Below are 22,480 nucleotides of genomic sequence, written 5' to 3' on the forward strand. Positions count from 1 at the left end.
GCTAGAGTAAACTTTTAGTCGGAAAAAATAGAATAAATACAAAAAGAACATCCTTCTTGTGATAAGGTTATGGTTTGCGAAAAAAACTTTATCAAGGGAGGATGTTCTTTTATGCAAAAGAGTATACAGTATTTTGGAGAAGTGTGCATTCAAAGATTTTTAGAAATACAAAAAGAGTTATATCAAAACCCAAAAGATTTAGCTGAGTTTATACTAAATGTTGAAAGTGAGGTAAGGAAACTAGGCCGTATTTTTATTGAAGAGACACTTGAGGAAATGGATCAACTTATACGTGAAAGTGATAAAAGAAAGAAACATTGGGTGGTTGAAACACATGATAATAAGTCTCTTATTACATCTTTAGGAACGATAAATTACACCAAGACGTTATTTACTTCTAAAGATCTCAAAACTGAAGACGGTAAAGAGGTTATGTGTTACCTGTTGGATAAAGCTCTTGGTCTAACAGAGAATCAGCACCTAAGTGTGGATGCAATTGCAAAAGTTTATGAAGAAGCAACTCAGACTTCTTACCGTAGAGCAGGTCAAAGTATTTGTAGTGAAGATGCCATAAGTAAGGAGGCTGTAAAAGAACTACTACATAAAACCAGATTTCCCAAGCTGGAAATTCCTAGGGAAAAGAAAAAAGTAAAGTACTTGTACATAGATGCAGATGAAGATCATTACGCTCTTCAGTTTAAAGAGACTAAGGGGGATTTAGTTGTAAATTCCATGGGACGAAAGAATAATGGGGCGATAAATAAAATCATATATGTTTATGAAGGGATTGAACCTGAAGCTCCAGGAAGCAAACGTAATTGCTTGATAGGAACTCATTATTTTTGTAGAGGGACAGAGCAAGATAATAAAGAACTATGGAAGGAAGTTTTTGAATATATAGAAAACTTTTATGATACAGAGTGTTTAGAGAAAATATATCTTAACGCAGACGGAGGTAGCTGGATTAAGGAAGGACTAAATCACATAGCTGGGGTTAAATATGTCCTAGATGAATTTCATCTTAGTAAGTACATTTTTAAGATGACAAGCCATATGTTAGATACATCTTGGGATGCGCAAAGAGAAATAAGAAAAACAATACGGCAGGCTACAAAAGATGATTTCAACAGACTTGTAGAAAGACTTTTGGATTACGCAAAATCTGAGTCGGATGTGAATAGAATAAAATCTAGTTCAGATTACATCCTTAAAAACTGGTCGGCTGCAAAAATAAGACTATCTAGATTAGAAAATGTGGTTGGAAGTAGTACTGAGGGGCATGTTTACCATGTGTTGTCATCTAGAATGAGTACAGACCCGTTAGGATGGAGTCATCATGGAGCATCTCAAATGGCTAGATTCAGAGAATATACGTATAATTCAGGAAACATGCTTGAATTAGCAAGGTATCAAAAGGAAGTACTTTCTAAAGCAGCTGGCACAGAAGAATTAGAAATATCTGCTACAAAGATGGTAACAGCCAATAAAAGAGATCGTACCTTTTCTGATAAGGAGTATGGAAAATACATAGAGTGCTTTCATTCAGCTTTGCCTAAATATTTGGAAGATGAAATCAATAAAAATCATGATTATTACTATATAAGAAGTTGGTTTTAGAAGGAAACAACACCTGACGGTGTTGCCTTTAATAAACGTGCTTCGCACAAACCTAATCTTTCATTTGCTTGATTTACAGTGTATCTGCCCAGAAATGGGAGTCAAGGATGCTACGCACCGAAGGCTGAAGTCCTTGACACCCATTTCAAGGCAGATAAAATATCAACAAGCAAACGAAGGATTATTTGTCGTACAGTAAAGTACGCTTTGTGCACTTAATTAGAGGCCTGCGAAGCAGGGCTTCCTTTTAAAAGAGAAAAAGAGTAAGATTATAACAAATCTAATTCTTATCATAAAACACAGGGATAGTCTTTTCTGTGATTTCCGAGTACAAATTTACGCTGCCCCCCCGCTGGCACTACTTGTAATCAAGTTTTTTATCAGATATAATCCAATAAATATCGTAAATACGAAGCACAAATAGGAGACAAGATGAAATTATTCAGCCAATATAAGGGTTTACGTAGAGCTAATTACATACTGTTTATAGGTCGAATTGTCACCAATTTGGGTGCCATGATTTGGCCTATGCTAACACTTATTCTTAATAAGAAAATTGGGTTCAATGCCACTGAAACTGCGCTTTTTACTATTTGCTCTGGCATTTTATTTTTACCTGCAAATCTTTTGGGTGGACATGTGGCTGACAGGTTCAATAAGAAGCATGTCATTATTTACTGTGACATTGTGTCTATTGTTTTATTTGTCATCAGTGGTTTCCTGCCTCTTTCAATATTCTCCATCTGCGTACTGTTGGTAGGCGCTTTTTTCCAGACTTTGGAAGGCCCTGCATATCAGGCTCTGGTTGCTGATATTACACCTGCAGAAAAAAGAGAAAAAGCATTTTCTTTATTATATTTAGGAGCCAATATCGGACTTATCCTCTCGCCTACATTAGCTGGATTGCTTTTCAATAATTATCTCTGGCTGTGTTTTGTAATCAGTGGTCTGTCTATCAGTGTATCAACAGTATTAATTGGACTGTACGTAAAAGATGAAAAGCTGGAGGAAGCTCCTACAGAGGATGTAGAAGAATCCGCTGACGATGGCCTAAACATCTGGAGCATTATCAGAAATAGCGGTGCGCTAATTGCCTTTATCATTTCTTTGGCATTTTATCAGGGCGCGTACTCTCAATTTGGATGCCTTATGCCTTTAGACATAGCAAAAGCCTTTCCGGAGAAAGGCTCTATAATATATGGAACTATCACTAGTGTAAACTGTTTCTTAGTAGTATTGTTTACACCTATTATCACAATGATTTTTGAAAAGGTTGATCTAACCAAAAAATTCGCCTTAGGTGTAATCCTTCAGGCTATCAGCTTTGCAGCATTTTTAATGTCCTTCGGTATCATCGGAGGATACTATATTTCTATCGCCCTCTTCACCTTCGGCGAAATCCTCACCACTATCATGATGGGAGCTTTCCTAGCCGAACGTGTACCAGAGAGCCACCGCGGACGTATCTTTGGAGTAACAAACTTCGCCGGTGCTTTTATGCAGGGCATCACACAGTTCGGCAGCGGAAGAATGTTTGACGCCTTCGGCCCTTCATACGCCTGGGCATTCTCCATCGCTATGACTATGGTTGCTGTTATTGCGGCACTGATGCTTGTATACTTAGACAAAAAAGAGTTTAGCCAGCTGTATGTACAGGCTGACTAAACTCATCATCTTACGTATTTGATTACTGCACTTTTCTATTTCCTGCAAGGACCTCTTTATAGTCCTCCAGGTTCTTTCTAAGAAGTACAGGAATATTCAGTTCATATGGGCAGTGGGTCATGCATTTTCCACACTCAATACAGTCGTTGATTTTTTCCATTTCTGCCTGCCAGTGCTCGCTGAGCCATCCGGCACTAGGTGCCCTTCTAAGCATAAGAATCATTCTGTTACACTGATTAATCTGGATACCAACTGTACAAGGCATGCAGTAGCCACATCCACGACAGAATTCTCCACTAAGCTCATTCTTCTCATCCGCAATAAACTTAGCTATTTCAGCATCATATTCTGGTGTATTATCCATATATGATAGCCATTCATCCAGCTCAGATTCCTTTTGTATTCCCCAGATTGGAACTGCTCCATCAAACTGGCTGATGAAAGCCATAGCAGCCTTGGAATTTGTAATAAGGCCACCTGCCAGGCCCTTCATCCCAATGAAGCCCACATTGTTTTCATTGCAAAGCTTTAGAAGCTCTATCTCTTTATCTGAAGCCAAATAGCTCATAGGATACTGTACTGTTTCATATAAGCCAGACTCGATAAGCTCTTTAGCAACCCCAAGCTTATGTGCGGTTCCAGCAATATGACGTATCTTTCCCTGGCGCTTAGCCTCTACCATACACTCATACATTCCAGTTCCATCTCCAGGCTTGTAGCACTTTCCCATCATATGAAACTGATAAATATCAATGTAATCAGTTTTAAGATTTGTAAGGGATGTATCCAAATCTTTCCAAAAATCATCTGGAGTCTTTGCTGCTGTTTTTGTAGCAATTACGATTTCTTCCCTTTTAACATAGCCAGTTCCAAAAGCTTCCCCCAGCTTTATCTCACTATCACTATATGCTCTGGCTGTATCGAAAAATCTCATACCTCCATCATATGCTTTTCTGAGAAGTTTTACTGCTTCTTCAACTGAAACTCTTTGGATTGGAAGAGCTCCAAATCCGTTCTGTGGAACCTTAATGCCTGTGCTTCCTAATGTGACTTCTTTCATATTCTCTTTCATCCCAGTCCTCCTAAATACCGGCCACATTTTCATTTTTACAACAACTATGTCAACCTAATATCTCATTTATATGTTCAATAATATAAGATTGTGCTTTTTCTGTATATAATGTAGCAATGTAAGGCTTGCCTGATGTGGATGTTCTTTCTTCAGAAATAATGCCTATGGCATTTCCTTTTTCTGTAGCTCTATTGTTAGTCTTTCCATCAGGCATATCCACAGCCATAAGATATCCATTTTCTTTTAGATAATCTGATATTACCTTGTAACTAATTTTCTGATAAATATTTGAATCAACTAATTCATTCATTTGCTCAACAAATTTAGTAATTGGTTTGTCTGCTCTATATAAATAGTCCTTTAATACATCTGTCGGAAATGGTGGCAAGTCTTTTTTTGAAGATTTCTTTCCAATATTTCCACCATTCCTTCTAACCTCCTCCAAAATCTCTTTTGTAAAATACATGCATCTAATTACATTAGGGTTATTCAAGACAGAATCACTTTCAGCTGGCATATTATTCACTGGATTTTTACCATCCGCAATTCGTTGTAAATATAGGATTGCAGTATCTAACTTATTAATATCTATCTCCATAATACAACCTCCTGTTCAAGATATTTTTTTAACTCTAGTATCTTACTCTTAGTAATTATCTCTGAATAATGTAATCCCTCATATGTAGAGTGAATAACTGGAACATTTTCCCTTGTTTTAAGGAGAAGATTTTCCTTAAGCATCCACTCTAGTATAACTTGTACATTTTCTTCACCTAACTCTTTTAATTTGCCAAAATGTTCAAGCATATGAAGTTTATCATCAAACATTACGTTTGATTCAAACCCAATTAAATAATCACATAAAGTTTCTAAGGGATAAAACTTTTTCTCACTAATTTCTTGATTCGCATTTACGATAATATATATTACTTCATTTAAGTCAAACCCTTGATAAGCTACTGAATCTGTTTCTAGTTTTTTTATCTTAACATATTCAGATGGGAACATCTTAGCCTGCTTATCAATACAACTTGCGTAGGTTTTCAACCTCTGCACTGAATGTTGCCTTATATCACCCTCATCTAGAGAATAGCCCATACCCCTATAATAATACTCCTTAGACATCATTCGATTACAACCAGTACCGTCCTTTTTGTAATTAGTACAGCCCAGGAAATATTCATTATTTGCTCGTCTAGCAATCAAATAGCCATCTCTGCATTGATCACATTTTTGGATTGCTAGTTTGCCAGCTTTAAGATCATTTGTCATAAAGCCACACACTTCTGGCTCGTTTGTACAAATATATAAAGGCAATCCATATGCAGGTTTATACTTTAACTGCATTGGATATCCACAAATTGGACAAGCCTTACGATTGGTTTTAGCAACATAGTTTTCATCCCAATTACCATTTAATCGAACACTCTTATAATCATGTTTTAATTCGAGTAAAAACTCAGAAGGATTTTGCTCTGGTGCAACAACAAATACTCTATTTTTTGTTCTTGTCATCGCAACATAAAATAATCTTCGTTCCTCGGCATAATCTATACTATTATCGCCTTTTAGGACAAATGATAAAACAGGATCATCCTCTACCTTTGATGGAAAGCCATATGTTTCATTTTTACCATTAATGATTATAACATCATCATATCCCAGTCCTTTTGATGAATGGGCAGTCATAAAGGTAATATTTAAATTAGGATATTTTACACTTTTCACCTTGCTGGTTTTATATTGAAATTCAAATAATCCGGTTCGTTCCAAATTATTTCCATCAAATCCATATCTCCCTAACAGTAAAATAGTGCCAACTTTCTTTCCTTCTTTCTTTTTGTATTTAATTAATTCCTGAATACAAGTCTGAACAGCATATGCTAGAGCATAATTTGAACCACTCCTTCTTTCATTGTTCTTAGCTTTAGCTTTACCATCATATGTATATATTAATACTGGGTCTTCAATTGTCTTTGGAGAAATTAATCTCTTTGAAATCTGCGATGTATTCTTCTGAATAAAACCACCAGCTATATCTATTACATCCTGAGAATTACGATAAGTTTTTACTATTTTTAGTTGCTTAGCATATCCCATTTTTTCTGCGAATTTAGTAAACAATGTAATATCTGAGCCACTAAATGCATAAATAGATTGCCAATCATCACCTACAGCTATGATTTTAGCATCAGTTACATCTGCTAATGCCTTAGTTAAATCAAATCGTTGGCGAGATATATCCTGATATTCATCAACAATAATGTATTTAAAGTCTAGCTTCTGCTTCATATCCTTTACTTCTTTAAGAATACGAGCAGACTCGTTTATCATGTCTTCAAAATCAACAGCTTTATTTTCTTTGAGCCATCGTTCATATTCCAAGTAACAATCATTGCATATGTCCAAGAAAAGTCTGCTTCTAACATTCTGGGTGGAATGATACATTCTATTGAATTCATCTGCATTATAACCATTCACCTTAAAATTTGATATAAAACGACAAATTAGTGTAATAAGCCTTCTTGTATACCTATTCTCTTCTCCAGCCACCAATAATTCCATTACCTCTTTATTTGGCCGAGGCTTTATAATAAATCCATGGTCTTCCAACTGTTCCTTAAGATGAATAACTAGTGGTCTATTATCGTTATACTTTGAAAAAGTATAAATCAACAATGTATTATGCTGGCGGTGTTGTAATATTTTATCGTTTATTTGTTTTTTGTATCGTTCAATTTCTGCTTCACTATATCTGTCATTTTTTCCATCCTCTGATATTCCGAAATGCTCTATATAAGCTGTTTTTCCATTTTGATGAATTACAAAATCAGGTGTATATGGCTTACGAGAATACAAGATGTCATATGGATATAATGGTTCATATTCATAATCTATATTATTTAAATAAAGAAAGTTAGCGATTTCCACTTCTTGATGAGAGCGTAGAAATTCATTTTGAATAGTGACTGATTTTTTGGTTCTTGCATCAATTACGTTACGCTTAAACTCTTCCAAATCACTTCTCATCGTTGAATAATTAGCCTTAGCAATATTATTAAAGAAACCATTAAAATCCTCTCCAACATATGGAGCATCAAAATATGAAGCAAAAAACATAATCAGATTATTTACAACTGATTCATTTCGCATAATGGAATTTCTAAAATAATCCCTTATCACAAAATAAAGCTTTGTATTATCTACTATATTAAGTTTCTCGTCTGGAGAATTCTTATGAATTATTGCATTACCCGTAGAATGAAAGGTTGCAATAGGGCATTGAATACCTAGCTGACCTTGAATCTTTTCTTTCAACTCATTGACAGCTTTATTAGTAAAAGATACAACTAGAATTTGCGATGGATTAACACCTTGCTTATCTACTAAATACTTAACCTTAGCAGCTACTGTGGTTGTTTTACCTGCACCAGCGCCAGCGATTACCAATGTATAGTCTTCATCAGATAAAACCACTCGTCTTTGATCATCATCAAGTATTATTGCTTCATCTATTGGTTTTAAAACCTCATCAAGATATTGCTTTTCTGAATCCAACGAATTAACAATAAACTCCTCATTGTGCTCATCTATAAGCTTATCTATTTCCGAATATGTATGTATCGCTTTATTTACATAAATAGAATCTTCCGCATTTTTAACGCAGAATTGCTCTACCATATTACCTGATTTAATGGCATCAAAAAATTGAATTGTATTCACATAATTATTTATTAAAGGCACATACTCACGTTTTGAAATATATCGGTTACATTCCAACAAACCACTTAATGCATCATACAATTCATGTAGCTTTATTAAATTCTCGTTCTTTGCCACCTCTTTCTTATTCTTAATTCCACGTGGCAATAGTTTATCTAGTAAGCTCAATACTAATACTTCCTCATTAGTTTTCTATTATTTAAAATTATAGCATCAAACGACGGACAAAAGAAATATTGTCACAAAAATTACAATAACATACCGTTGTGGATTTGTACTTTATAAAATACGCGGAATTATGTGATGTTCGATTGAGAAAGTAGAACATATGTGCTAGATTGTTAACGCGGGTTAACCGCAGAAAGTACCCACGACGAGGTGGAAATCTCCCGAGCCAATCTATAAGGTGCTCCACACTGCTGGATGTCACTTTGGAAGGGAGGTGGCGCACATGTCAGACTACGAATTGATAATGATTATGCTAACACTGTTAGCATTACTCTTTACTGCTTGTGGTTTCCTGCTTGCGTTGCTTAGCTTTCTCGATAAGAGAAACAACAAGCGAAAAAAATAAAGCCTCTCTCGTCGGCAAACGAAAGAGGCGGCTCTCACTGAGAGCTAATTAAGTCCTTTTTCGGGAGCATCCACTTTGGAGTGGGTGCTTTCTTTATGAGTATTATACACTCAATTATCCAAAAGCTCAATTTATAATTTTTCAATCCCACATCTTTATGTGGTTTCACTTTTCTATTTACAAGTCCTTATACAGCCTTCATATTAATAAGCTTCTCAACATATGCGATTCTAGCACATACTGTAAATACATCTGCTGCCTGCTCAAGCTCCTCGATTGGTGGAAGTGATGGAGCAAAACGGATGATTGAATCGTTAGGGTCCATGTGGTATGGGAATGGAGCGCCTGCTGGTGTAAGAACAACGCCTGCCTCCTTAGCCAAATCTACGATACGAGTAGCTGTTCCCTTTGGTGCCTCAAATGTGATGAAGTATCCACCCTTTGGTGAAATCCAGCTACCACACTCTGGCTCAGCTAAATCTCTTTCCATTGTCTTGATAACAAGCTCAAACTTAGGACGAAGAATCTTAGCATGCTTCTCCATGTGCTTATCAACTGATTCTACATCTGCAAAATATCTTGCGTGACGAATCATATTTACCTTATCGAATCCAATTGTCTGAACTGTAAGTGTCTTCTTAAGCTCCTCACGATTTCTATGATTGCAAGCGATAGCAGCAATTCCAGCCCCTGCAAATGTAATCTTTGAAGTAGATGCAAACTCAAATACTAAGTCTGGATTATCTGCTTCCTCACACTCGTGAAGAATATTTAAAATCTTCTTCTTTTCCTTGTATAAATGATGTACCGCATATGCGTTATCCCAGAATACTCTGAAGTCCTTAGCTGCAGGCTTAAGATTAGCCATACGTCTAACAACCTCATCAGAATATACGATACCCTGTGGATTAGAATACTTAGGTACACACCAGATACCCTTGATGCTGTCGTCTGCTGCAACTAAGCCTTCTACAACATCCATATCTGGACCGTCCTCGTTCATTGGGACGTTAATCATATCAAAACCAAAATGCTGTGTAATAGCGAAATGTCTGTCATAACCTGGTACTGGGCATAACCATCTTACTCTTTCAAGCTTGCACCATGGTGTACATCCACCGAAACCAAACATGTAACCGCGAGCCACTGCATCAAACATAAGATTAAGTGATGAGTTTCCTCCTACGATAACCTGCTCTGGCTGGCAATCCATAATCTCTGCCATAAGATGCTGTGCTTCAACGATGCCCTCAAGCTGTCCGTAATTTCTAGTCTCTACTCCGTTCATGCACTTCATAAGAGACTTGCCATCGAGAATATCTAAAAGAGGCATAGAAAGATTAAGCTGCTCTGTTGATGGCTTTCCTCTACTCATATCGAGCTTAAGGCCTTTGCGCTGCCAGTCTTTGTACTGACTAAAGAGCTGCTCTTTCTCTGCTTCTAATTCCTGTAATGACATTTCGCTGTACTTTTTCATTGCATGGTCCTTCCTTTATTACCTAATTTATTTATCATTACGTACTTTATCCAAGTACTCATTGATAACCTGTTCATATCCCAGATTTCCTGGTCGATAGAAATCACCGATTTCCAAACCTTCAGGTAAGTAGCGTTGATGTGAAAAGTGATTTGGAAAATCGTGTGCATATTCGTAGCCAATGCCGTGCCCCAGCTTTCCAGCTGATTTGTAGTGAGCATCCTGAAGGTGAGTAGGTATTGGTCGCGTGGTATTATTCTTCACCTCTGCCATAGCCAAATCAATAGCTCCGTAGGCTGAATTTGACTTTGGTGCGCAGGCTACATATGTGGCTGCATGTGAAAGAATAATCCGTGATTCCGGCATACCTATCCTTTCCACTGCAAGAAATGCATTGGTGGCAACTACAAGTGCCATAGGATCTGCATTTCCTACATCCTCAGATGCGCAGATGCAAATACGTCTGGCAATAAACTTTGGATCCTCTCCTGCGTATAGCATTCTAGCTAGATAATAAACTGCTGCATCAGGATCCGAGCCTCTCATACTCTTTATAAAAGCAGAGATGGTGTCATAATGGTTATCGCCATCTTTGTCGTATTTGATAACTCTTCGCTGGATACATTCGCTGGCCACATCTATTGTAATATGAATTTTTCCATCTTCGGCTCTGTCTGTAGTGAGCACACCAAGCTCGATAGCTGTAAGGGCACTTCTGGCATCGCCATTGGCAATGTCTGCAAGGAAATCAAGTGCATCATCATCAATGACTGCATCATAGCTTCCCAGTCCCTTTTCGCTGTCGGTGATTGCTCGCATAATCAAAGTCTTAATGTCATCTGCCTCAAGTGGCTTCAGTTCGAAGATGATAGACCTTGATAGAAGAGCTCCGTTAACCTCGAAATAAGGGTTTTCTGTGGTGGCACCAATAAGGATGATAGTGCCATCTTCAACAAATGGAAGCAGGTAATCCTGCTGTCCCTTGTTGAATCTATGAATCTCATCTATAAACAAGATAGTCTTTTTGCCGTAAGCCCCGAGCGTTTGCTTTGCGGCCTCCACCACGGCCTCCATGTCCTTCTTTCCCGATGTGGTGGCATTTATAGATGTAAATTCCGCTGCTGTGGTATGGGCAATAACCTGAGCAAGAGTAGTCTTGCCTGTGCCAGGAGGCCCATAAAATATGATAGAAGAAAGCTTGTCTGCCTTTATGGCACGATATAGGAGCTTATCCTTGCCAATGATGTGCTGCTGGCCTACTACCTCATCAAGTGTGGTAGGTCGAAGACGAGCTGCCAGTGGCGACTCCTTTTTCTTTGCTTCCTGCCTCATATAATCAAAAAGATCCATGTGATACCTTCCTATTTTTTCGAATTATTAGCACAAACATTATAGCACAAACGTTCTATTCATAAAATAAAAATAGTATCAAAAGCTTTCACTTTAGTAAGCTAAAGTAATCACCTTTGATACTATACTATAATTCAATCCATATTACAATAAAAAGTTTGTCCCCGGGAGACATTTGTCCGTAGTGCACAAATTTTCATCTCTAATAATTCTATTTTGCAGCTTTTATATAGTTATGTATTTCCTCTACTGAAGGCATAACCCTAAGAGCTCCACGTCGCGTAGTAATAAGAGAAGCCGCTGCATTTGCTGTTGTTAACATCTCTTTAAGAGAAGCCTCATCATAATTGTCTATTCCAACCTCAAGAACAGAATTGATAACTGACCCCATGAATGTATCTCCTGCACCTGTTGTTTCAATAGTATTAGGATTTAAAAATGGAGCACACTCTACAACAGTATCACCATACAAGGCATAGCTGCCATCTTTACCAAGTGTGGCACATACAAGCTTTATTCCATATTTTTCCTTAATAATCTGAGCCCCTTTAAGGATATCTGTCTCTCCAGTAAAGAACTCTATTTCATTATCAGAGATTTTAAGAATATCGCATTTACGGAATCCAAAATCCATTTTTTCTTTAGCGATTTCTAAATCTGACCAAAGTGGTGGTCTAAGATTAGGATCAAAGCTTACTAAGATACCGCTTTCTTTTGCAGTATCCAAAGCCTTAATAGTTGCTTCTTCCACAGTCTTGTGTGTCATTGAAAGGGTACCGAAATGGAAAATCTTTGCGCTCTTAATAAGGTCAGTATCCACTTCATCAGCTGAGAGCATAACATCTGCTCCAGGATTTCTATAGAAAGAAAAATCTCTGTCACCATCCTCATAGGTATGAACAAATGCAAGAGTAGTATGAACATCCTTGTCATACTTTAATCCACTTACATTAATGCCAAGACCTGCTACAGTATTTGAAAGCATATGACCAAAATTATCGTCTCCCACCTTGCCAATAAAGGCTGTGGACTTGCCATAATTTTGGAGCATTGCAAGCACATTACAAGGAGCTCCACCTGGATTTGCCTCCAGTATTGGATTTCCATGCTCGCTTATACCATTTTCAGTAAAGTCTATTAATAGCTCTCCTAATGCAACTACATCAACCATTTAATAATCTCCCTAAGCGCTTTTTATAAATCGTATTTAACAATGTTAAGAATTGCATCTTCATTTGTATTGAAGAAGATTCCATCGCATGATACATCTGTAGGAAGTGAAGCTGTCATTACATAAAGACCATCCTCAAAGAATACTTCCATACTGTATCTATCCATAACAATTCTAAGCTTAATAGAATCCTTATTCCAAGGAATATGAGCTCTACGCTGGTGCACTATTGCTCGTCTGCTACCAGAGAACTTTCTATCGATTTTTGCGATATTCTCCTTAGGTCTAAGAACAATATCGGTATGATATTTTTCATCTGCTGCAATAGAAATGACAAACTTGTCAAACATTGCATCAACATCTTTTGGTCTTACTTCAAGCTCTAAATCTACACAACGACCATTGATTCCTTCAAGAGAAATTGCTCCGTCAATTGACTCGCTATCTCTGTCCTTTAAATCTGTTGTTGCAGAAATTTCAAAGTTGTTGTACTCAACCTTGCCGCTTCTCATAGCCTCTAATTCTTTGATTGGCCACTGGCGTAATCTTCCATCTTTGATAGAGATTTCTCTTGGAAGAGCCATCTGTCCAAACCAAGGCTCTCTGGCGTCGTGAGCACCTGCTGTATCCCAGTTCTGCATCCAACCAATCATTACACGTCTGCCATCTATCATTTCAACAGTCTGCATAGCGTAATAATCGATACCATAATCTACAGCCTGAACCTTTTCCTCTGTAAAGGAATCGGTAGCATCATCATATCCACCAATAATGCAGATATTTCCATTACCATTATGGAATTCGAAGCCTTCTGGAAGCATATCCTGTGGGCTTGTAAGGAGTACTCCCTTGCCATCTAATTCAAAGAAATCAGGGCACTCCCACATAAGACCATATCTGCCTTTATTAGACGCGAAAACCTTTTCAAATTCCCATTTAAAGCAATCGTTACTCTTGAATAATAAGAGCTGACCGCTGCCATCTGCTGCACGATTAGCTACAAGTACTCTATATGTACCATCTGCCTTCTTCCAAATCTTTGGATCTCTAAAATCAGTTTTGCTAGAGCCCTCTGGAATTAAGTCAGCATTGATTACTGGGTTGTTTTCGTATTTTTCATAATCAATTCCATCACCAACAGCAACACACTGTGTCTGGAATTCTTTCATCTGTCCATTTTCTACTGTGCGCTTCATAACACCTGTGTACATAAGAAGATGTCTACCATCCTCAAGTGTAATAGCGCTTCCAGAAAATACTCCATCCTTATCATAGAATTCGTCTGGAGCTAAAGCTGCAGGAAGGAACTCCCAATGAAGTAAATCAGTACTTACTGCATGACCCCAGTGCATTGGGCCCCAGTGGGCATCATATGGATGATACTGATAAAACATGTGATATTTGCCTTCATAATAGCAAAGACCATTTGGATCATTCATCCAACCAACACGTGGTGTTAAATGAAACTTTGGTCGGGTTTCTTTTGCAATAAGTTTTTCCTGTGCTTCTTCGTATTTTCTTGCTTCGCGAAGAGTCTGACTGTTCATAGTTAATTAAATTCCTTCCTAAGTTATAGCTTGTTTATAAAAACTTTGTGGGCAACTTATAAAAGCGCCCACAAAATACTTTTAGTTAGCGTAGAAATCGTCAAAGTACTTCTGATAAATATCAAGGTACTCTGCTACACCATAATCATCTACCTGCTTGAGGTAAGCATTCCAAGAATCATCTGTGATACCATCTCTGATGAACTCAGCCTTGCTTGAGTTAAGGTAGCTTACTAAGTCTGCCTGGATTGCTGAAAGCTTCTCTGTATCTTCAGAGTTCATAAATACACGTGGGTATACATACTTGCCATGCATATCATCTGTGTAGTAATCCTTAATCCAATCAAGACGATACTGAGCATCATCTGGGCAAGTTACATACTTTCCGTAGTACTCATCTAAGATTGCAAGAGGACCACCAACGCACTCAGCCTCACGTACTTCTACTGGAGAAGCATCGCCAAGTGGTGCATGCTTAAGCATCTTCTCGCCATCAGCGTTCTCGCCTAATTCAAAGATATCGAAATCATCGTCCTCACCATATGTTCCCCAGTTGTTCTGTGGAGACTGGAATGGATCGTACATCTTGTCAAGCCAAGCGCAAACGAATGCAGGATTCTTACATACACTTGTGATTACGCAACGACCTCTGTCGAAACCTGATGTGAATGAACCGTTCTGTGGTGTAACGTTTACTGTATCAGCCTTTAAAGCCTTAAGTGGTACATAGTCTGTAATGTTATCGATGTTAGCAACATCCCAAGAGAAGCAAACACCATATCTGTGTGACTTACCCTTTGCTACGTATGTAGCCCAGTCCTGAGTAAAGCACTCTGGGTCGATGAGGCCTTCAGCGTAAAGCTTGTGGAGCCATTCTGTACCCTTTCTGAAACCATCAGTTGTTGCTGTACAAATAACCTTCTTGTCATCTGTTACTGCAATATGCTGACCCATATCTACATCACCGATACCATCGCCAAAACCGTTTGTAAGAAGGTTTGGATCCTGATCGTTTACGATGCAAGACATAGGAATGATGTCACCATCAATACCGAATTCCTTCTGAAGCTCTGAAGCGTGCTCCTGGAATGCTAAAAGTACCTGCTCGAACTCATCAACTGTTGTAGGTGTCTCAAGTCCAAGGAAGTCAAGCCACTTCTGGTTGATGAATGTCATATTGTTACCAACTGTCTGGATAGCAGTCTTTTCGCTACCAAGCTGCTCAATCCAAGGAAGTGCCCAAATGTGTCCATCCTCGTCCTCGCACATTGTTCTGTACTCTGGGTACTTATCAAATACTGCCTTAAGATTTGGCATGTTGTTGTCAATGTATTCCTCAACTGGAACGATAACGCCCTGATCTGCATATCTGATTAAGTCGTTGTCACCAAAACCAGCATTAAATACCATATCTGTAAGTGTGTTTACATTTGACATATTGAGGGAAATCTTATCACCCCACTGATCAGATGAGATTGCTGTCCAATCAACGTGTACGTTTGTCTCTTCCTCAAGTCTCTTGAAGATTGTACGGTTGTTAGGATTCTCCTCTGTTCCTACAGGATAGCTGATTGTTCCTGTGATTGTTACCTGCTCTGCAAGTGGCCAAGTGATATTGCTTGCGTCAACCTTGTCTGCATTGCTTGAGCTGTTTCCACCCTTGCCACAGCCGACAAACATCGATGATGCCATTGTCATTGCAAGAGCTGCAGCTACAATACGTTTTGCATTTCTCTTCTTCATTTTCTTGTTCTCCTCCTATTTATATAACAGCTTTTGCTGCTATTTACTTATTAACCCTTTACTGAACCAACCATGATACCTGCATCGAAGTACTTCTGGAAGAATGGATACATTACTAAAAGTGGTAAACTTGAAATAATGATGGTTGCGTACTTAAGTAGTTCTGCCAATTGTGCTCTCTGAGCTGTCGACTGCATATCAGCAATCATTCCCGGATCTGGCTGATTTTGAATCAGTATAGATCTTAAAACCAACTGCAAAGGTTGTTTTGAAGCAGAATTAAGATATATCATAGCGTCGAAATAACTATTCCACATTCCAACGAACTGCCATAGACAGAGAACAGCAATTACAGGAGCACAAACTGGCAAAAGGATTTTGAAGAAAAAGGTTAGTTCATTAGCTCCGTCTACTTCTGCAGCTTCTCTTAACTCTGAAGGGATACCTCTATAATATGTTCTGGCAATAATCATATTCCAAACTGAGAATGTTCCAGGAAGAATTACTGCCCACATGCTATCAAGTAAGCCCATCTTGCTTATCAACAAATATGTAGGAATCAATCCACCACCAAAGAACATAGTAATCATAAAAATGGTGTTAAAGAATTTTCTTCCCTTGAACTCCTCCAATGACATTGGATAAGCACAAAGCATTGTGATAAACACAGATAAAAATGTAAATAATACTGAATAAAGAATTGAGTTTTTAAAGCCAACCCAAATCTGTGCATTTGAAATAACTCTTTCATAAGCTGTAAGTGTCCACTTTTCTAAATCGAATGTAAGACCCTTATTCTGAAGAGTGATTGGATCCATAAATGATGCGATAACGATGTAAATCATAGGTACGATAATCGCAAGAACGAATAGACCCAAAAGTATATATCCAATAAGTAAGAATGTCTTATCGCCTAGTGAATACTTGGCGAATTTACTTTTTTTCTTCTTTGTTTCCATCATAACCTCCAATTAAAGTCCCTGTCCGTCATTCATCTTTTCAACCACCTTATTAACAACTATTAATAAGATAAGGTTGATAACAGTGTTGAACAAACCAACGGCTGTTGAATAACTATAGTTTCCATCCAGAAGACCTTTCTTATATACATAGGTAGCAATGATTTCTGATGCACCTAAGTTCAAATCTGTCTGTAATGCGTATGCCTTTTCAAAGCCAAGGCTCATGATGTTTCCGGCCTGAAGAATAAACTGGATAACTACCATATCTTTAATTGCTGGCCACTCAACTGCTTTGATCTGCTGGAAGATGTTTGCTCCATCAATCTGAGCAGCTTCTTTAAGTTCCTGGCTTGCATTTGCAAGTGCTGCAGTGTACATAATTGATGCCCAACCTGCACCCTGCCAGATACCAGATATAATGTAAATTGGTCTGAACGCTTCTGGTAATGTTAGGAAATTGATTGTAGTTCCAAGTAACATATTAAGTGGTCCTGTTACTGAAAGGAAAATTCTAACCATACCGCAAAGTACGATAACTGAGATAAAGTTTGGCATATAGAGTACCAACTGAATCTTCTGTTTGATTCGTGCGCTCTCTATTCTATTAAGTAGCAGTGCTAAGATAATTGGTACTGGGAAGCCCCACAATAATCCGAACACACTAAGCTTCAAAGTGTTTACCAGATATGTCATAAAATCTGGTGATGTAAGAAATTGCCTGAAATATTCAAAACCAACCCACTCACTATTTAAGAATCCTTTGAATGGACTATACTTTTCAAAAGCAATTAATATACCACCCATTGGTAAGTATCTGAAAATTATAGTCAGTAATAATGCTGGTCCTAAAAAGAACACATATAATCTCCAATGATGCATCACATACAACCAAGTGTTATGCATTTTCGCCTTCGTCTTCATTTCTCCTCCTTATGTTGCACTTGTTTGTGCATTTGTGCATTTGCACAAGTTTTTCGATGAGTTAAATATAACACATTTTTACATATGTCGCAATTGTTATTTCAGGTTTGTGTAATGTATACAGAATGGGCTATTTACTTTTGTTCAAATGTATCATAATTTTTTCACATTTTTACATTTGACAAAATGATTTTTACATTTTATGATAGTTAGGACAATAAAATTCAACTACGTTTGGGGGATTATTATGGCGAATAAAGTCACCATTCAAGATATTGCAGATGCCCTCGGGGTATCTAGAAATACAGTTTCAAAGGCTATCAATAATACAGGTATCTTAGCAGATGCCACCAGAGAAAAGGTTTTAGCAAAAGCTGTTGAGATGGGATATAAGCAATTCTCATATGCTAATTCTATGGAAGATTTCCTAGATAAGGCCTCAGCAAAAAAACCTTTAGCAACTGGAGATATTGCTTTTTTCAGTGGCACATTTCTAGACAATTCACATTTTGCATCTACTATGCTTGATAAATTTCAATATGAAATAACACAGCTTGGCTATGGACTTACAATGCAGAGAATCACACCTGAGAATGTAGAAAACCTTAGTCTTCCAGCCAGCTTTAATAAGGAAAGAACTCAAGGCATCATCTGTGTCGAAATGTTTAATCAAAAGTACTGTGAAATGCTTTGCGATTTAAACATTCCTATTTTATTTGTAGATGCTCCTGTTGGAAGCTATAGCCATCAGCTTGCTGGTGATGTTCTTCTTATGGACAATACCACTGGCATATTCACTCTCATCTCTGAGATGAAAAAACGCGGTGTAAAAGAAATAGGATTCATAGGAGAATCAAATCACTGTCGATCTTTCTTTGAAAGATATGTAGCTTTTAGAAATGCTATGTTCTTAAATGGATTAGATATTAACGAGGAATACTGTCTCACAGATATTCACAAGCATGGACCAGAATATTTTGCTTGCCTTTTCGAAGAGCTATCAAAGCTCGAGAAATTACCAGAGCTTTTTATCTGCGCAAATGATTTCGTTGCTATCGATCTTGTAAACTGTCTCAAAATTCAAAAGCATTCATACCCAGAGGATGTTATGATTTGTGGCTTCGATGATTCTGCTGAGTCAAAGGTAATGACTCCTGCACTCACCACCTGCCACATTCATTCCCAGATTATGGGATTCACTGCTGCCAATCTTTTAGTATCAAGAATTGAGCAGCCAGATTTGAATTATCGTACCGTATATACGGAGGCAAATCTTATCTTAAGAGGTTCCACTAAAGATTAATATTCACATAACAAAAAAGGTTGTCCATAGTGAGCAGCCTTTTTTTGTTACTTTAATATTCTATCTCCAGTGCTTCAATAATGTCTTCTAGCTTAACTTTCATAAATATTTTCCATTTCGCAAATTTAAACAATTTATATTTTTGCGAAATGCTTTACGGGCCAAAACAGGGGTTTATAATGTTTTCACCTGTTCAATAAATGGTAGGTCGGTTTTATAATCACTTTTTCAAAAATTTACGCTTTTCAGCAATATCATGGAACAGGAATAATCCTTGATATTGCTAAAAAGCGCAATGCATCTATTAACCTTATTAATTGTAGTAATTAGAGCACCGAGTCGTCTGCGAAACCAACTAAATTACTGTACATACTTACTCTTATCAGTTTTTATGCATCACATTTTTACCATCGATTGATAATATAATTGCTTTAACGAAATGTATTAATTACTAGTTATGAGGTTTTATCTATGGAAATATTAGTAATTATTCTATTAATTTTTGTAGTTTCTTTTATAAGTGCTATATCTCATACACCAGAAGCAATTGGCAAAAAAGGCGAACAAAAAATAGAAAAAGATTTAAATAGTATCAACTTCTGGGGATATGACGGTTATTGCTTAAGGAATATTTATGTCCCAAGAGCTGACGGCTCGACATCAGAGATAGATTTGTTATATATAACATGTAAAGGTTTCTTTGTAATTGAAAGTAAAAACTACAGCGGTTATATCTTTGGAGATGATAGGCGCCAACAATGGACCAGTACACTTTATGCTGGGAAAAATTGGTATGGTGGCAGTAAAGTTGAGAAATACAAGTTTTATAACCCGGTATGGCAAAATAATACTCATATAACAGCCTTAAAACATTATCTGGGCGATATATCAGCTATATCCATAATAGTGTTTGGTGGTAACTGCGAATTAAAAGATGTTAATGTAAGCAAAGATAATGTTTATATATGTTATGAGAAAAAACTAAAGAAACTAATTAAAAAAATTTGGGATAACACTCCTACTCGCTATAGCAAGGAGGAAATAAAAACTTTTTATAATACTCTTCTACCGCTTACGGATGCATCTAAGGAAAAGAAAAAAATCCATATTCAAAAAATACAGGAAAAACAGCAGGGAGATATTTGCCCTAGATGTGGAGGAACTTTAGTATTAAGGCAAGCAAAAAACGGAATATATGCTGGAAATAGATTTTATGGATGCTCTAATTACCCAAAATGTAAATTCATTAAAAATATATAAAGCTTTGAAAAACAAAGAACAAGAGGAAAACAGCAATTTTGCCCTTTCGTCAAGGACGAAAACGATGAATTTAAAAATTTTATTAATCATTTTTCAAGAGCATATGATAAGTGATTATACCTCCATCTTCTACTACCAATTGAAGTGAAAATATGTATACCATGATGGATACATACCTACAAACTAATTATCAAATTATAAGAGGCTCAAAAAATTGAGCCTCTAACAAGTTTTATCTTCTTATTTATTTGATTCCATATATTTCTTCAAAGTATCATTTAACTCATACATAGCATTTATTGTTTCTCCTCGATCCGAATTTGCTACAAGTGCAGAGAATCCCTCTAATACTGCATAAAGAACGTAATGCCATAGCATTATAATTATTCCTACAATAATCGCACTAATTCCACTTAAACTCAGGACTCCACTAAAGTTACTATTTTGACCTGTTGTAATGGAAAATACACCAAGAATAACAACTATTGAACCTATAATTAATCCACATGTGAATATTACATTTGCTACTATTGTCAATTCCTTTGAAGCTTTTCTAGTTTTCTTATTCATAATCTTACTCCTATATGTGTTACTGAGTACCTTTGTATATATTAGCAACTAAATGTGATAAATTTTTAATAGAAGGACATCAATACTTCACACTAAACATAACCACCAAATCCTCGGTATAACTCCAGGACTATAACCGTAAGAAAAAATTAGACCTCCATCACTTTCTGTGACAGAGGTCGCATCGACAAACCTTGGTTATTCTTGTTACCTACAATGACATTTCCATCGATACAACGCCATTGTCATTTCCTGTTTCTTCAAAATCCATGCGCTTATATAGTTCATATGCCGTCTTCATTACATCTGGCTTAGTAGCGAATGTCAACAACTTATAACCTAATATACGTGCTTGTTCTATCATAGAATTAAGGAAGCTTCTTGGATAACCTTTACCGCGGTATTCGCAACACATCCCTCTGCTCCTTTTATTTGGGAATACTCAGTAAACAGATTTTTAATAACTGAATAATCATCTGAACATTTTACTTCTAACATTATCTTCCCCCTACAACTACGATTTACTTATTTCATCTTTTTCCAACAGTATTTTTTTAGGAAATCACTAATTTCAGTAATGTCTGCACTTTCATAGAAAGCAACAAGTTTCTTTTTAAACTCTGGAACGTAATTTTCTGGAATGACAATTAAGCCCAAGCCATGACTTATCATATAGTGATTAGCAAATATTACTGAAGCTCGCTTGTTTCCATCCACAAATATCTGAGTTCTCATGCAATACATGCACAATTCAATAGCAATATCTAACGGATTCATACCACTTTTAAGAATATCATTTATTCTTTCAATTACCTGCGATTCTATTGGTAATGGCGGTACATATTTAGTTCCACCAATAGAAACTGGTACTCCCCTTATTCTTCCACCATCATGGAAAAATCCTTCATTTACAAGCTTTGCTATATGACACAATAAATAATAATTACTATCAGCCTGAATCACGTCATTATCAAGAATAAATTCCCACGCATGCTTTAAATTAAGAATTTTTTGTACATCGTCAGCTGTCATACCATTAACTGTACCATTCTCAATAATCTCTTCCGTCTGCGGAAATGTTGTGGCAACACCTTCCAATACAGCCTGATCATATATATTGGACTTCATATTCGCTCGTGCAAAATCAAGATTTGAAATCACTTCAGGCGAAAGTTCATTCTGAGTATACCCATTTGCAGCTAGCTCTTTATCAACTCTTCGAATCTGCTTCTTGAGTTCTCTAGCTTCTTTTGTATTACGAAGCAATAACTGATACAAATCATCAGAATAAACATCCACATACGTAGAGGTTAATCTGCCATTTACTCTTTTACGAATATATAAGTATTTGCCACTACTATTTTCTTTTACTTCAGGCGAGCCATCGTAGGGAATCAAATTCAATCGTGCCTGATAATCAGCTCTTTCCTGTAACAACTTTTGGATTACATTAAAATTACTATCCATCTAAAATCTCCTTTAGGGAACTTTTATATCTAAATAGTAACAAAAAGTTCCCTAAAGC

General features: G+C 36.9%; 19 protein-coding genes. 5 read left to right on the forward strand and 14 right to left on the reverse strand.

From position 1 onward, the window contains the following. Positions 1 to 111 precede the first annotated feature (111 nt). Together BMZ41_RS10485 and BMZ41_RS10490 are read left to right on the forward strand one after the other, a co-directional pair. The gene (locus tag BMZ41_RS10485; protein ID WP_090529447.1) at positions 112 to 1,617 is read left to right on the forward strand and encodes an ISLre2 family transposase; all 1,506 of its coding nucleotides are present in this window, start codon (positions 112 to 114) and stop codon (positions 1,615 to 1,617) included. Between the two features lie 432 nt (positions 1,618 to 2,049). Further along, entirely contained in the window at positions 2,050 to 3,282 is a 1,233-nt protein-coding gene (locus tag BMZ41_RS10490; RefSeq protein ID WP_090529450.1) for an MFS transporter, read from the forward strand. 22 nt (positions 3,283 to 3,304) lie between these two features. Here the strand turns inward: BMZ41_RS10490 and BMZ41_RS10495 are convergent, their stop codons facing one another. The 3 genes from BMZ41_RS10495 to BMZ41_RS10505 all read right to left on the reverse strand — a co-directional run bounded on the left by BMZ41_RS10495 (position 3,305) and on the right by BMZ41_RS10505 (position 8,245). Then, complete coding sequence (locus BMZ41_RS10495; protein WP_090529636.1) at positions 3,305 to 4,342, reverse strand: aldo/keto reductase; 1,038 nt, start codon at positions 4,340 to 4,342, stop codon at positions 3,305 to 3,307. A 61-nt stretch (positions 4,343 to 4,403) separates the two neighbouring features. After that, complete coding sequence (locus BMZ41_RS10500; RefSeq protein ID WP_090529453.1) at positions 4,404 to 4,952, reverse strand: hypothetical protein; 549 nt, start codon at positions 4,950 to 4,952, stop codon at positions 4,404 to 4,406. Next, a complete protein-coding gene (locus BMZ41_RS10505; RefSeq protein WP_242942053.1) occupies positions 4,943 to 8,245 on the reverse strand; it encodes a UvrD-helicase domain-containing protein in 3,303 nt (1,100 codons plus the stop codon). Before BMZ41_RS10505 ends, BMZ41_RS10500 begins: the two co-directional genes overlap by 10 nt. A gap of 283 nt (positions 8,246 to 8,528) precedes the next feature. On the opposite strand from BMZ41_RS10505, the gene BMZ41_RS15935 reads away from it, so the two are divergent. Then, positions 8,529 to 8,651 (forward strand): hypothetical protein, encoded by a 123-nt coding sequence (locus BMZ41_RS15935; RefSeq protein WP_255405331.1) that lies wholly within the window; start codon positions 8,529 to 8,531, stop codon positions 8,649 to 8,651. A 187-nt stretch (positions 8,652 to 8,838) separates the two neighbouring features. On the opposite strand, the gene BMZ41_RS10510 is transcribed toward BMZ41_RS15935, so the two are convergent. The 7 genes from BMZ41_RS10510 to BMZ41_RS10540 form a co-directional block, all read right to left on the reverse strand. Beyond that, positions 8,839 to 10,128, reverse strand: coding sequence for an aspartate aminotransferase type Ic (locus BMZ41_RS10510; protein WP_072915377.1), 1,290 nt, complete (start codon positions 10,126 to 10,128; stop codon positions 8,839 to 8,841). Positions 10,129 to 10,155: 27 nt separating this feature from the next. Continuing rightward, a complete protein-coding gene (locus BMZ41_RS10515) occupies positions 10,156 to 11,478 on the reverse strand; it encodes a replication-associated recombination protein A (RefSeq protein ID WP_090163608.1) in 1,323 nt (440 codons plus the stop codon). 211 nt (positions 11,479 to 11,689) lie between these two features. Further along, positions 11,690 to 12,649: a carbohydrate kinase family protein gene (locus tag BMZ41_RS10520; RefSeq protein WP_090529455.1), complete on the reverse strand. Its 960-nt coding sequence runs from the start codon at positions 12,647 to 12,649 to the stop codon at positions 11,690 to 11,692. Positions 12,650 to 12,672: 23 nt separating this feature from the next. Further along, positions 12,673 to 14,196 (reverse strand): glycoside hydrolase family 32 protein, encoded by a 1,524-nt coding sequence (locus BMZ41_RS10525; RefSeq protein ID WP_090529458.1) that lies wholly within the window; start codon positions 14,194 to 14,196, stop codon positions 12,673 to 12,675. Between the two features lie 81 nt (positions 14,197 to 14,277). After that, positions 14,278 to 15,939, reverse strand: coding sequence for an ABC transporter substrate-binding protein (locus BMZ41_RS10530; RefSeq protein WP_090529461.1), 1,662 nt, complete (start codon positions 15,937 to 15,939; stop codon positions 14,278 to 14,280). A gap of 50 nt (positions 15,940 to 15,989) precedes the next feature. Next, on the reverse strand, positions 15,990 to 16,898 hold the full coding sequence (locus tag BMZ41_RS10535; RefSeq protein WP_028246112.1) for a carbohydrate ABC transporter permease: 909 nt from the start codon (positions 16,896 to 16,898) through the stop codon (positions 15,990 to 15,992). A gap of 12 nt (positions 16,899 to 16,910) precedes the next feature. After that, entirely contained in the window at positions 16,911 to 17,822 is a 912-nt protein-coding gene (locus tag BMZ41_RS10540) for an ABC transporter permease (RefSeq protein ID WP_090529464.1), read from the reverse strand. 247 nt (positions 17,823 to 18,069) lie between these two features. Between BMZ41_RS10540 and BMZ41_RS10545 the strand changes: the two genes are divergently transcribed. Both BMZ41_RS10545 and BMZ41_RS10550 read left to right on the forward strand, forming a co-directional pair. Further along, the gene (locus tag BMZ41_RS10545) at positions 18,070 to 19,125 is read left to right on the forward strand and encodes a LacI family DNA-binding transcriptional regulator (protein ID WP_090529467.1); all 1,056 of its coding nucleotides are present in this window, start codon (positions 18,070 to 18,072) and stop codon (positions 19,123 to 19,125) included. Positions 19,126 to 19,596: 471 nt separating this feature from the next. Next, positions 19,597 to 20,385, forward strand: coding sequence for a nuclease-related domain-containing protein (locus BMZ41_RS10550; protein WP_090529470.1), 789 nt, complete (start codon positions 19,597 to 19,599; stop codon positions 20,383 to 20,385). Positions 20,386 to 20,625: 240 nt separating this feature from the next. Here BMZ41_RS10550 and BMZ41_RS10555 read toward each other — a convergent pair whose 3' ends face one another. From BMZ41_RS10555 to BMZ41_RS10560, 4 genes are all read right to left on the reverse strand, one after another. After that, complete coding sequence (locus tag BMZ41_RS10555) at positions 20,626 to 20,955, reverse strand: hypothetical protein (protein ID WP_090529474.1); 330 nt, start codon at positions 20,953 to 20,955, stop codon at positions 20,626 to 20,628. A gap of 211 nt (positions 20,956 to 21,166) precedes the next feature. Then, positions 21,167 to 21,319 (reverse strand): hypothetical protein, encoded by a 153-nt coding sequence (locus BMZ41_RS15660; RefSeq protein WP_177184209.1) that lies wholly within the window; start codon positions 21,317 to 21,319, stop codon positions 21,167 to 21,169. Then, the gene (locus BMZ41_RS15665) at positions 21,316 to 21,453 is read right to left on the reverse strand and encodes a hypothetical protein (protein WP_177184210.1); all 138 of its coding nucleotides are present in this window, start codon (positions 21,451 to 21,453) and stop codon (positions 21,316 to 21,318) included. Before BMZ41_RS15665 ends, BMZ41_RS15660 begins: the two co-directional genes overlap by 4 nt. 27 nt (positions 21,454 to 21,480) lie before the next feature. Beyond that, positions 21,481 to 22,422, reverse strand: coding sequence for a Fic family protein (locus BMZ41_RS10560; RefSeq protein WP_090529477.1), 942 nt, complete (start codon positions 22,420 to 22,422; stop codon positions 21,481 to 21,483). Positions 22,423 to 22,480 lie beyond the last annotated feature (58 nt).

Origin of the sequence: Pseudobutyrivibrio sp. UC1225, from assembly GCF_900115215.1 — a bacterium.
GTDB lineage: Bacteria > Bacillota > Clostridia > Lachnospirales > Lachnospiraceae > Pseudobutyrivibrio.

Excerpts from the sequence above, each read along its gene's own strand:
- BMZ41_RS10550 (WP_090529470.1), top strand. The coding sequence starts at position 19,597 with ATGGAAATATTAGTAATTATTCTATTAATTTTTGTAGTTTCTTTTATA.
- BMZ41_RS15665 (WP_177184210.1), bottom strand. The coding sequence starts at position 21,453 with ATGTTAGAAGTAAAATGTTCAGATGATTATTCAGTTATTAAAAATCTG.
- BMZ41_RS10560 (WP_090529477.1), bottom strand. The coding sequence starts at position 22,422 with ATGGATAGTAATTTTAATGTAATCCAAAAGTTGTTACAGGAAAGAGCT.
- BMZ41_RS10545 (WP_090529467.1), top strand. The coding sequence starts at position 18,070 with ATGGCGAATAAAGTCACCATTCAAGATATTGCAGATGCCCTCGGGGTA.
- BMZ41_RS10515 (WP_090163608.1), bottom strand. The coding sequence starts at position 11,478 with ATGGATCTTTTTGATTATATGAGGCAGGAAGCAAAGAAAAAGGAGTCG.
- BMZ41_RS10530 (WP_090529461.1), bottom strand. The coding sequence starts at position 15,939 with ATGAAGAAGAGAAATGCAAAACGTATTGTAGCTGCAGCTCTTGCAATG.
- BMZ41_RS15935 (WP_255405331.1), top strand. The coding sequence starts at position 8,529 with ATGTCAGACTACGAATTGATAATGATTATGCTAACACTGTTAGCATTA.
- BMZ41_RS10540 (WP_090529464.1), bottom strand. The coding sequence starts at position 17,822 with ATGAAGACGAAGGCGAAAATGCATAACACTTGGTTGTATGTGATGCAT.
- BMZ41_RS10525 (WP_090529458.1), bottom strand. The coding sequence starts at position 14,196 with ATGAACAGTCAGACTCTTCGCGAAGCAAGAAAATACGAAGAAGCACAG.
- BMZ41_RS10555 (WP_090529474.1), bottom strand. The coding sequence starts at position 20,955 with ATGAATAAGAAAACTAGAAAAGCTTCAAAGGAATTGACAATAGTAGCA.
- BMZ41_RS10495 (WP_090529636.1), bottom strand. The coding sequence starts at position 4,342 with ATGAAAGAAGTCACATTAGGAAGCACAGGCATTAAGGTTCCACAGAAC.
- BMZ41_RS10485 (WP_090529447.1), top strand. The coding sequence starts at position 112 with ATGCAAAAGAGTATACAGTATTTTGGAGAAGTGTGCATTCAAAGATTT.
- BMZ41_RS10500 (WP_090529453.1), bottom strand. The coding sequence starts at position 4,952 with ATGGAGATAGATATTAATAAGTTAGATACTGCAATCCTATATTTACAA.
- BMZ41_RS15660 (WP_177184209.1), bottom strand. The coding sequence starts at position 21,319 with ATGATAGAACAAGCACGTATATTAGGTTATAAGTTGTTGACATTCGCT.
- BMZ41_RS10520 (WP_090529455.1), bottom strand. The coding sequence starts at position 12,649 with ATGGTTGATGTAGTTGCATTAGGAGAGCTATTAATAGACTTTACTGAA.
- BMZ41_RS10510 (WP_072915377.1), bottom strand. The coding sequence starts at position 10,128 with ATGAAAAAGTACAGCGAAATGTCATTACAGGAATTAGAAGCAGAGAAA.
- BMZ41_RS10535 (WP_028246112.1), bottom strand. The coding sequence starts at position 16,898 with ATGGAAACAAAGAAGAAAAAAAGTAAATTCGCCAAGTATTCACTAGGC.
- BMZ41_RS10490 (WP_090529450.1), top strand. The coding sequence starts at position 2,050 with ATGAAATTATTCAGCCAATATAAGGGTTTACGTAGAGCTAATTACATA.